At 40.3% G+C, this 3,058-nt stretch carries 3 protein-coding genes; all 3 read right to left on the reverse strand.

The window, feature by feature from the left end; all coding sequences use genetic code 11:
- Window positions 1-777 precede the first annotated feature (777 nt).
- Entirely contained in the window at window positions 778-2,019 is a 1,242-nt protein-coding gene (argJ, locus tag F6K13_RS25805) for a bifunctional ornithine acetyltransferase/N-acetylglutamate synthase (RefSeq protein ID WP_124144155.1), read from the reverse strand.
- A gap of 319 nt (window positions 2,020-2,338) precedes the next feature.
- The gene (locus tag F6K13_RS25810) at window positions 2,339-2,464 is read right to left on the reverse strand and encodes a hypothetical protein (protein WP_275670316.1); all 126 of its coding nucleotides are present in this window, start codon (window positions 2,462-2,464) and stop codon (window positions 2,339-2,341) included.
- The gene (locus tag F6K13_RS25815) at window positions 2,452-2,805 is read right to left on the reverse strand and encodes a methyltransferase (protein ID WP_338043148.1); all 354 of its coding nucleotides are present in this window, start codon (window positions 2,803-2,805) and stop codon (window positions 2,452-2,454) included. The genes F6K13_RS25810 and F6K13_RS25815 overlap by 13 nt, the downstream gene beginning before the upstream one ends.
- Between the last annotated feature and the right edge of the window lie 253 nt (window positions 2,806-3,058).

Here is a 3,058-nt window from a genome sequence, read left to right on the forward strand (position 1 = left end):
GGCTAACTTTCCTGTAACTTTCCCGTCTTGCATAAGCTATTCTTACCCATAAATAGAGTCTTATATATACATCACTTTAATCAGGAACTTATCTACTTGTTGGAGATAAAGATATTGTTGGTGGCGATCGCTCCTCAAAACAACTCAAAAAGCCATCGCATCTCATCATATTTGTGTAAGCATTCAGCAGTCAGCTATCAGCTTTATTATCTTTAAAGGAGAAAAAAGCAATTTTATCAAAGCTTTAGAGTACGAATCTTTGTTTGAGAATGTAGTAAAAATTAAACGAATGCTTGCTTCATTCATTAAAAAGCTTATAGCTGAGAGTTATATCATGTCCGGATAATTAGTTATAAAAAAACTTTCTCCTTCTTCTCCTGTTGTTCTTCTTTATTACCTCTTTCCTCCTGACTCCTGACTCGGTCCTCCTGAGGACTCCGTAGTTATTTATTTATCACTGTTTAACCAGACATGATATTAATAGCTGAATGCTTACATATTTTTTCAGCAATAGACATCTCCAAAAATCAAAAAAAAAATCAATTATCGTACATAAATTATCAGTTATTTCCCCCTCCATACCTATTCCCTATTCCCTATTCCCTCTTTTCTGGAGATGTCTAATAATATTACAGGACTTACGCACGGACACTAAATCCAGTGAGGGTGCCATTCAGAGCTTTGCGGAGCACAAATACCATTTGCTTCGCATAACTATCGTTAACGCCCCTACAGATGGTGCTTTAAAAGTCAATTTGCGTAAGTCCTGATTAATTATCAGGTAGTGTACTCAGCGTTAATTTTCACATAATCATAACTCAGGTCACATCCCCAAGCTTTCCCACTACCACCACCATCGCCAACTTTGACAGAAATTAACACAGTATCATCCTTCAAATATTCTCCCGCTGCTCTCTGTTTCAAATACTCGCTAGCAGCAGCTCGGTCAAAATCTAAAGGTTGACCGTTTTCCATCATCAAAAAGTCTCCCAACTTTATCTGTAACTGCTCCTGCTCAAACTTGACTCCAGCGCGACCAGCAGCTCCAGCAATTCTTCCCCAGTTGGGGTCGCGACCAAAAATAGCTGATTTTACCAGAGAAGATCCGGCAATAGTCTTAGCAATTTTATTCGCAGATGCTTCATCAGATGTTCCTGTAACCTGAACTTCCATCAGACAAGTGGCACCCTCTCCATCACGAGCGATCGCTTTTGCAAAATATACACAAACTTCTGTCAACATCGCCTCCAACTTTTCCGCCTCCACCCCCGCATTAGTAATAGCAGAGGTGCGAGATTGACCATTTGCCAAAGCAATTACTGTATCATTGGTACTCGTATCCCCATCAACAGTAATTTGATTAAAACTACGATTAACTGCTCTAGTTAACATCTCTTGCCATAATGGAGGAGAAACTGCTGCATCACAAGTTACAAATGACAGCATTGTTGCCATATTCGGATGGATCATGCCAGAACCTTTAGCAATACCACCAATACGCACCGGGCGATCGCCCATTTGAGTTTCCAGAGCAATTGACTTTGTGACTAAGTCTGTAGTAACAATAGCTTTAGCTGCTGCCTCTCCCCCTTCGGTGGAAACTGTAGAGACTAACTGGGGAATTGCTGCTTTGAGAGCATCCATTTTAATTCGTTTGCCAATAACTCCTGTAGAAGCTAGTAATATTGACTCTGGAGAAATATTGAGTGTTTTCCCCAATACTTCCGCGCTTTCCACAGCATCCTGCCAACCTAAACTTCCAGTCACAGCATTTGCTTGCCCAGCATTACACAAAATTGCTCTAGCACTTGGTTTAGCTTCTAGCTGTTGCCGACAGTAGTCCACACAAGCAGCTCGTACTTGACTTGTCGTGAAGACTCCAGCTGCGATCGCATCTACATCTGATAAAATCAAGGCCAAGTCTGGTGCTCCAGAGGGTTTTAACCCCGCAGTAACTCCTGTTGCCCGATATCCTTTGGGAGCTGTTACTCCGCCAGTTATTACTTGCCAGTCTGACATTTTTCTTTCCTTGATTTGATAATTGTGCTGACTGGTAATTATAAATTATTTGGGGGGTATTACAGACTAAACTTCATCATAAATCTAGATTTTCATTTGAAGATCAAAAAATCAGTTGCAACTTCCTTTGATGGATATCTCAAAATTATTATAGATCGGGACTTACGCACGAGGCACGAAACAGAAGCGTTTGAGATTGCTTTCCGTTCCCGACTGCTCCGCAAACCCATAGGGTCGCAATTACGGAAATACGTTCTACTGCATAAGTCCTATTGATATTTTCTTGTTTGAGATATTCCATCAATCCTAATATTTGTGGCTACTCCCACAAGACCTTGCTATCATAAACTAGAGCATTTCGTTTATCCTTAAGTTTCTGTTCTTCAATAATTACTGCCTCAATTTCTTCTACAATCTGCTCGGAAACTCCCATTAAACCAGCCATTTTCCGACTACTGGGACTGCCTTAAAGAAATCACCTTTTGCTAGTTGAAGGCTATTGCTCACTCCTATTGTTTCGAGTAAATAAGAGGTTCTCTCAATCACATCCGGTTGATCGAACAACACCCCAGTCATAGTAGGATAAGCTTCAAGAATAGAAGATAGCAGTTTGCCATTACCACCACCCACATCAACCAATTTACCAATAGATGAAAAATTGTAAGCAGCTAAGATACTAACATTTACAACTCCTGAAAGATCTGTCATCGCCTGATCGAAAGTTTTTGCTGAGGCAGAGTTTTGCTTGAAGAACTCGTAAAAATTCATCCCATACAAGTTCTCCAAAGCGTTATCTCCTGTCTATATGCTATACATTATACTCCCCCAGACTTGATAATGTTCTTCTCCTAACATGATTGCATAGGTTTTTAAGGAGCATTGACTTAATCAAAGAATAACGATATAATAAGTTTTGAAGAAGGAGACAGGAGACAGGAGACAGGAGACAGGAGGAAAATTACATGGGGATTCGCTCCCCCAAGTAATTTTGAACACCGTGTAGACGGTGGGGTATTAAACCCACAAAGAAAATGATAAA

Origin of the sequence: Okeania sp. SIO2B9, assembly GCF_010672505.1 — a bacterium.
Classification (GTDB): domain Bacteria; phylum Cyanobacteriota; class Cyanobacteriia; order Cyanobacteriales; family Microcoleaceae; genus Okeania; species Okeania hirsuta.

Excerpts from the sequence above, each read along its gene's own strand:
- argJ (WP_124144155.1), bottom strand. The coding sequence starts at position 2,019 with ATGTCAGACTGGCAAGTAATAACTGGCGGAGTAACAGCTCCCAAAGGA.
- F6K13_RS25810 (WP_275670316.1), bottom strand. The coding sequence starts at position 2,464 with ATGGCTGGTTTAATGGGAGTTTCCGAGCAGATTGTAGAAGAAATTGAG.